This window comes from Inquilinus limosus MP06 (assembly GCF_000767795.1).
In the GTDB taxonomy this organism is placed as follows: Bacteria; Pseudomonadota; Alphaproteobacteria; order DSM-16000; family Inquilinaceae; genus Inquilinus; species Inquilinus limosus_E.
The window spans coordinates 1-7,226 of record NZ_JANX01000318.1; the positions used below are offsets into that span (position 1 = coordinate 1).

The window sequence follows — 7,226 nt, forward strand, 5'->3', positions numbered from 1 at the left end:
TGCAGCCCGACCGGCAGGTCGCCGACCACGGCGTCGACCGGCACCTCCAGGCTGTATTCACGCTCCAGCCGCTGCAGCTCGGCCCGCGCCCGGGACTTGCCGCCGGCCAGCAGCGCGCCGCCCTCGGCGCCCAGGATCACGTTCTCCAGCACCGTGAACGGCTCCACCAGCATGAAGTGCTGGTGCACCATGCCGATGCCGGCCGCGATCGCGTCGCTGGAGGAGGTGATGCGCTTCGGCTGGCCGTCGACCAGGATCTCGCCGCTGTCGGCCTCGTAGAAGCCGTACAGGATCGACATCAGGGTCGACTTGCCGGCCCCGTTCTCGCCGATGATGCCGTGGATCGTGCCGGGCGCGATGGTCAGCGACACGTCCTGGTTGGCCTTGACCGGGCCGAAGCTCTTGCTGATGCCGCGCAGCTCGATGGCCGGCGGGGCCCCGGTGGGGGCTCCGCCGACCGTCGCGGCGCGGGTCACGCCATCATTGCTCATCGCGGTGGGATGCCGCCGTCACATCGGGCAGGAATTGTCGGTGCGGTAGTCGACGACCTTGATCGAGCCGTCGATGATGCCCTTGGTCGCCGCGTCGACCTTTTCCTTCATCTCGGGCGTGACCAGCTTGGCGTTGTTCTCGTCGGCCGCCCAGCCCACGCCGTCCTCCTTCAGGCCCAGCACGTTCACGCCGGGCTTGAAGGTGCCGGCCTGGGCCGATTTGAAGACGTTGTAGGCGGCGACGTCGACACGCTTGACCATCGAGGTCAGGACCGAGCCGGGATGCAGCATGTTCTGGTTGCTGTCGACGCCGATCGACAGCTTCTTGGCGTCGGCGGCGGCCTGCAGCACGCCCAGGCCGGTGGCGCCCGCCGCGGCGTAGACGACGTCGGCGCCGCGGTCGAACTGGCTGCGCGCCAGCTCGCCGCCCTTGGTCGGGTCGTTCCAGGCGGCCGGGGTGGTGCCGGTCATGTTCTGCAGCACGGTGATCTTCGGGTCGGCGTAATGCGCGCCCTGGACATAGCCGCAGCCGAAGGCGCGGATCAGCGGGATGTCCATGCCGCCGACGAAGCCGACCGTATGGGTCTTCGACGCCATCGCGGCCAGGATGCCGACCAGGAAGGAGCCTTCCTGCTCCTTGAACACGATCGACTGGACGTTCGGCTTGTCGACCACCGCGTCGATGATCGCGAACTTGGCGTCCGGGAACTCGTCGGCCACGATCTCCAGCGCCGGGGCCTGGGCGAAGCCGACGGCGATGATGACGTTGGCGCCGTTCTCGGCCATGCGGCGCAGCGCCTGCTCGCGCTGGGATTCGTTGGTGACCTCGAACTCGGCGATCTTGATGCCGGTCTCGTCGGACCACTTCTTCGAGCCGTTGTAGATGCCTTCGTTGAAGGAGCGGTCGAACTTGCCGCCCATGTCGAAGACCACTGCCGGCTTCACCTCGTCGGCGAAGGCAGCCCCGGCCACGAGCGCCGTGGAGAGGGCGAGGGCGGAGAGAAGCTTTTTCATTGTTGGAAGACGCTCCCTGTCAAACCGAGTGTCAGAGGATATCTGCCATGCCCAAGGGGCGCCAGCACCGCGAGGGCCTGTCGTCGGGACATGGGTGGAGGATATGGAGCAGGCCGGCCGCGCCGGCGTCGGATGCCGTCGTCATCATCTCTCCCAGGGGCTCGATCCCGGACATCCTGCCGGGAGATGACGAACCGCAAGCCTCACCTGGCGCCGCGACCGGTTTCTCCGGCATCGGCGCCGCCTCTCCTGAAGTCGAACCGTAACGAAAACCTGACCAAACGGTCAAAGCAAATTTTGCGTTGAAAATCAGTGTTAATATCGGACAAAAGGCCTATCGGCCGCTCTCAACCGCCAAAGGCGGAAACGGGCGGGGTGGCTTTCCCCGGAGCGGCCCGGTCCTCCGCCGCCGCAGCGACCAGCCAGTCGCGGAAGGCGCGCACCGCCGGGCGGTCGATGGCGTCGGTCCGGCACAGGAAGTGATAGGCGTAGTCGGCGATCCGGCTGTCCGGGAAGGGCCGCACCAGCCGGCCGCTGCTCAGGTCGTCGGCCATGATCGAGCTGCGGCCCAGCGCCACGCCTTCGCCGGCGGCCGCGGCCTCCAGCATCATGTGGCTGTCGCTGTAGCGCGGCCCGCGGCGGTGGTCGACATCGTCCAGCCCGAAATGCAGCAGCCAGTGCTGCCAGGTGACCCAGGGCTCGTCGTCGCCGGTCAGCACGTCGTGGATCAGCGTGTGGTGGCGCAGATCCGCGGGGGCCAGCAGTGGGCGCGGGCCCTCCAGCAACCGCGGGCTGCACACCGGGAACACCTCGTCGTCCAGAAAGCGCTCGACATGCAGGCCGGCCCAGCCGCCGCGGCCGTAGCGCAGGGCGATGTCGACGCGCTCGCGGCGGAAATCCACCGCCTGGTGCTGGGCGTGGACCTCGATCTCGAGGCCGGGATTGAGGCGGCGGAACCCGGCCAGCCGCGGCAGCAGCCAGCGCACGGCGAAGGAGGGCAGGACGGTGACCGACAGCACGGTCTGGACGTCGTCGACCCGGACCCGCGCCACCGCCTCGGCCAGGCGGTCGAAGCCGCGGGTCAGCTGCGGCGTCAGGATCCGCCCCTGCTCGGTCAGCACCAGGCCGCGCGGCAGGCGCTGGAACAGGGCGACGCCGAGATACGCCTCCAGCGCCTTGACCTGATGGCTGACCGCGGCAGGGGTGACCGCGAGCTCATCGGCCGCGTCGACGAAGCTGAGATGGCGGGCGGCCGCCTCGAAGGCGCGGAGGGCGTTCAGCGGGGGCAGTCGGCGCGCCATGGGCGGGGCGGATGAGCGATAGTTTTTCTAAGTCATAGCACGAGAAAGCCTCGTTTGTCGAAGCGAGAACGAAAGCACAACTATAGCAGTGAGGCGGAGGCGCCCCCGAGGGGGCAGCCGACCTCGCAAGCCAAGGAGAACCGCCATGTCCGCCACCGGAATCCCGCTCACCGCCACTCGCGACGCCATCGCCCCCCGCGGCCTGGTCCTGCGCCTGGTCGACCGGCTTCTGGACTGGCAGGACCGCGAGCGTCAGCGCCGCCACCTGTCCAGCCTCGACGACCACATCCTGGCCGATGTCGGCCTGAGCCACGGCGATGTCGAGGAAGAGGTCCGCAAGCCGTTCTGGCGCGCCTGATTGAAAGCGACGGCCCGCTGGAAAGATTTTGGAATTCCCAAAACCGTCATTGCGAGCGCAGCGAAGCAATCCATTCCGCAGCACGAGCGGCCCGATGGATTGCTTCGTCGGCTTCGCCTCCTCGCAATGACGGTGAAGGTCGGGCCAGTACGAAAAGCTCTCGTCAGAGCTTGATGATCTGCAGGCCGCCCGTCCCGGTGAACACGAACAGGCGGCGGCCCGGCATCACCCGCAGCCGGAGGGCCCCGGCCGGAAGCCGATACCGGTTCAGCAGGGTCGGCCGGCGCGGGTTGCGCACATCGACCTCCTCGACACCCCCATCCGTCGCGACGAAGGCCGTTCCGGAACCGAGCGCGACCGCCCGGTCGCCCTGGCTGGCCGCATAGAGCCCGAGGCGGACCGGCCGGCCCGGCTGGCTCACATCGAGGATGTGCAGGCCGGTCGAGCAGCGCAGATAAACGGTCCTGGCATCGCCGCTGAGGGCGAGGTCACTGGCGAATTCGCAATCGTCGCTGTAGCGCCCGGTCTCGCTGATCCGCGTGGGATTGCCGACATCGAAGATGCGCAGTCCTCCCGCAGGGCCGCCCGCGACGTCCGGCGCCGTGGCCGCGAAGAGGAACCGTCCGGCCAGCTGCAGCCGCTCGACCCGGGTGTCCAGCGGCACCGAGCCCCGCACCACCGGGCGGGCCGGGTTCGACACGTCGACGGAGGTCACCGAGCCTCCGTTGGTGGCCGTGCCGAGATAGACATGCCGGCCCTTCCCCGCGATCGCGGAGGAGAACTGGGCGGGCAGGCGCCCCAGCTCGCGCGGCGATGACGGGTTGCCGAGATCGGCGACGATCAGCCCGTAGCCCCAGGCCGCCAGATAGGCCCGCCTGCCGTCGACCGCCATGTCCTCGAACGCGCGGGCCTGCTTGGCCTTCGGCAGGTCGGCGTCGAACCGTCCCGTCGGCGTGAGATCGCCGTCGCCGGCCGCGCTCAGCCCATAGGTGTTCTGCAGCAGGACCAGGGTGCGGTCGATGACGGCCGCGTCCCGGACGTCGGCGCCGCCGACGGTGTCGACCACGCTGGCCAGGCGGGCCGTCTTGCCCGTGTCGAACAGGGCCAGCTGGTCAGTGCTGGTGGCGACCCATCCCCACCGGCCCTGCACGGCCGTCGTTTCCGCAGCGAAGGCATTGCCGAAATCGACATGGCCGACCCGGCGGACCGGCAGGCGCAGGCTCCAGGCGCTGACGCCGGACGCGCCGAAGCCATAGGCCTTGTCGCCGGCGATGAAGCCGTTGAACAACGCCTCGCCCGGGTCCGCGCTGCCCCACAGCAGCGGCTGGCCGCCCCAGGGCGGCAGGTAGTAGAGATTGACGCCCAGCCCGAACCCGACCGCCAGCGGCCAGGCAAATTGCAGGCGGAAATTGGCGAACCCGTCCAGGTTTGCGCTGGTGATCGGCTTGGGAAAATTCTTCCGGCTGTTGTCGAACACCTGCAGCAGGGTGTCGCCGAGCATCGTCCGGGCCGAGGTGAAGATGCGGTTGCCGGAGACGCCGGCCACATCGGCCGGGCCGCCCTCGACCACCCGGACGGCCTTGGGATACAGCGGGTCCGCCAGGGAATGGACGACCACGCCCCTCTCGGCGTCGAAGGCATAGAGATAGTCCCCGTCGATCGCGATCGCCGTGATGGCCTCGGCCGCCGCGTTCTTCCGCAAGGCGCCGCCATCGACCAGCCGTGGACGCCCGGGATCGAGCAGGGAATAGATGGCCAGGCCGGAGGTGCCGTCCTGCCGTTGCCAGCCGGCATAGAGATAGCGGCCGCGCGACGCGATCCCGGTGATCACGCCGGGCAGCGGCTGCCGGCGCGTGTCGCCGGCCAGCCGGGGCGCCTCCGGGTTCCGGTAGTCCCAGGCCGCGACGGTGGCTCCGGCCGGAAGATAGACGAAGTCGCCCTGCTGGAGCGGCACGCCGATCCGGCCGCCATAGGCCGCCTGATCGGCCTGTGTCGCCAGTTCCTGGGCCCGGGCCAGGGGCACGGTGGAGATCGCGAGGGCCAGCCCCAGAACGATCTGCCTTGAACAGCGAAGGGCTGTTTGCCGTATGCGCTCCGATAATCCTGTCGTTTCGGATTCCCCCACGATCGGCTCCTTTTGGGTCGGGTTGTTTTCGGCGCGTCGAAACATTCGACACCGGCCCATGATGGCCGCGTCGGCTTCGCCTCCTCGCCATGACGGAGAGGGTGAGGAGTCGCTCTCAGGGTTGGATCGACGACGCCCCGGTCTGTCCCGGTTCCATTCCGGCGCCGGGATGTACGAGTGCTCTCAGGCAGGTGTGCGCGAACTCACGAAAGGCATGCCGCGCGATCGGCTGCAGGCATTGGATGCAAGTTCGTCTCCCCGGATTATTCGATCTCGGAAACATCGAAATCTATGGATCAGGCGACAAAGTGCCGATCCCCAGATTCGACTCTGGGTTTCACCATTGCAAATGAAACGAAATCTGACAAGAAGATTTGGAGTATCAAAAAGTATAGCAAGCGATCTATTCAATATTGCTCAAAATTCGATTCTTTTACTGCCTATCGTTGCTGCTGTTCTGGCTGCCGAGGGGCGGCCGGCGGATGGCCGGCCGGCGCGCCGGATGATCGCGCCGCATGGCGGCGGCCGGATCCGATGCTAGACTGATGCCATGACCGAAGGGATCGTCGCCCATACCGAGACCCTGGCCGAGGAGATCGCCAACGCGGTCACCCATGGCGTCGGCGCCGCCCTCGCCGTGGCCGGACTCGTCGTGCTGCTGGTCCTGGCCAGCCTCTATGGCGGCGCGCTCGAGATCGTCAGCCTGGCGGTCTACGGCACCACGCTGGTGCTGACCTATGTCGCCTCCACCCTGCTGCATGCGGCGCGATCGGCCCGCTTCAAGCATGTCTGCAACCTGCTCGACCACGCCTCGATCTACCTGCTGATCGCCGGCACCTACACGCCGTTCCTGCTGCTGGGCCTGCGCGGCGCCTGGGGCTGGACGCTGTTCGCGGTGATCTGGGGGCTGGCGATCACCGGCGTGGTGCTGCGCCTGGGCCTGCGCCGCTACGGCCGCCACATCGCGCTGCCGCTCTATCTCGGCATGGGCTGGCTGATCCTGGTGGCGATCGGCCCGGTCTGGTCTGCGCTCGGCGGCGCCGCGGTCGGCTGGATCGTGGCCGGCGGCCTCGCCTACACCGCCGGCGTCGCCTTCTATGTCTGGGAGCGGCTGCCCTTCAACCACATGATCTGGCACCTGTTCGTGCTGGCGGGCAGCGCCCTGCATTTCACCGGCATCATGGCCACCGTCGTCCCGCTCGGCTGAACCGGGCGCCGGCCCCTGTGCCGCCATCCCGCGGGAGAACCGTCATGGCGAGCCCCGCAGGGGCGTGGCCATCCAGGCTGGCGGGGCCCGCTCCGGCGGCGCGACTGGATGGCCACGCTTCGCTCGCCATGACGTGCAGATGAATTGACTTGATTTTTTGTTCATTGTTTGTTCTCATTCAATCATGATCGATGCCAGCCCAGCCGAGACTCCGTCCGCCGCCTCGTCGGCCGCGGACGAGGCTGCCCGGGAGGCGGAGGTGCTGTCCGGGCTGACGCGGCTCGCCCTGGAGATGGCCAGGGCCTTCCAGGCCCAGGGCGTCGCCGCCCTTGCGGCCGGCGACCTCGACCGCGCCGGCAAGGCTGAGGCCGGCTTCAGCCGCCTCTTTCTCGGCATCCGCCGCGCCGTGGCGCTCCGGGCCAGGCTGCGGCGGGAGGCGGAGCAGGACGGGGCCGACGCCGCGATGCTGTCCGAGCTGATGGCGCTGGCGCAAGGGCTGGCCCGCGCCGTCCAGGCCGACGGCGTCGCCGCCCTCGCGGCCGGTGATCTCGACCGCGCCGGGACCGCGGAGACCTGCTTCAACAGCCTGTTTCTCGGCATCCGCCGCGCCATAGCACTCCAGGCCAGGCTGCGGCAGCAGCGGGAGGAGGCGCGGCGCGAGGCCGACCTTCGGCGGAAGCACCGGCAGGACGAGAAGAACGACCGGCGCCAGGCCGTCGCCCAGGGCGTC

Annotated in this window: 7 protein-coding genes; 3 read left to right on the top strand and 4 right to left on the bottom strand. The window is 68.7% G+C overall.

What is annotated here, in order from left to right; genetic code table 11:
• From P409_RS21420 to gcvA, 3 genes are all read right to left on the bottom strand, one after another.
• Positions 1-491 (bottom strand): ATP-binding cassette domain-containing protein (locus P409_RS21420; protein ID WP_034843458.1); only part of this gene is annotated, 491 nt, incomplete at its 3' end.
• 18 nt (positions 492-509) lie between these two features.
• Positions 510-1,505 (bottom strand): BMP family lipoprotein, encoded by a 996-nt coding sequence (locus P409_RS21425; RefSeq protein WP_034843462.1) that lies wholly within the window; start codon positions 1,503-1,505, stop codon positions 510-512.
• A gap of 347 nt (positions 1,506-1,852) precedes the next feature.
• The gene (gene gcvA / locus P409_RS21430) at positions 1,853-2,806 is read right to left on the bottom strand and encodes a transcriptional regulator GcvA (protein WP_034843464.1); all 954 of its coding nucleotides are present in this window, start codon (positions 2,804-2,806) and stop codon (positions 1,853-1,855) included.
• A 145-nt stretch (positions 2,807-2,951) separates the two neighbouring features.
• Here gcvA and P409_RS21435 point away from each other — a divergent pair, with 145 nt between their 5' ends.
• Positions 2,952-3,164: a DUF1127 domain-containing protein gene (locus P409_RS21435; RefSeq protein WP_081991682.1), complete on the top strand. Its 213-nt coding sequence runs from the start codon at positions 2,952-2,954 to the stop codon at positions 3,162-3,164.
• Positions 3,165-3,327: 163 nt separating this feature from the next.
• Here P409_RS21435 and P409_RS21440 read toward each other — a convergent pair whose 3' ends face one another.
• Positions 3,328-5,187 carry an LVIVD repeat-containing protein gene (locus tag P409_RS21440; protein WP_034843468.1) on the bottom strand — a complete coding sequence of 620 codons (1,860 nt, stop codon included), beginning with the start codon at positions 5,185-5,187 and terminating at the stop codon, positions 3,328-3,330.
• 652 nt (positions 5,188-5,839) lie between these two features.
• Here P409_RS21440 and trhA point away from each other — a divergent pair.
• Complete coding sequence (gene trhA / locus P409_RS21445) at positions 5,840-6,496, top strand: PAQR family membrane homeostasis protein TrhA (RefSeq protein ID WP_052121082.1); 657 nt, start codon at positions 5,840-5,842, stop codon at positions 6,494-6,496.
• A 259-nt stretch (positions 6,497-6,755) separates the two neighbouring features.
• Positions 6,756-7,226, top strand: a 471-nt coding sequence (locus tag P409_RS21450; protein ID WP_152613472.1) for a hypothetical protein, incomplete at its 3' end; no start/stop codon positions are given.

What these genes read in the sequence shown, in the direction of transcription:
- P409_RS21435 (WP_081991682.1), top strand. Translation starts at nt 2,952, where the DNA reads ATGTCCGCCACCGGAATCCCGCTCACCGCCACTCGCGACGCCATCGCC.
- trhA (WP_052121082.1), top strand. Translation starts at nt 5,840, where the DNA reads ATGACCGAAGGGATCGTCGCCCATACCGAGACCCTGGCCGAGGAGATC.
- gcvA (WP_034843464.1), bottom strand. Translation starts at nt 2,806, where the DNA reads ATGGCGCGCCGACTGCCCCCGCTGAACGCCCTCCGCGCCTTCGAGGCG.
- P409_RS21425 (WP_034843462.1), bottom strand. Translation starts at nt 1,505, where the DNA reads ATGAAAAAGCTTCTCTCCGCCCTCGCCCTCTCCACGGCGCTCGTGGCC.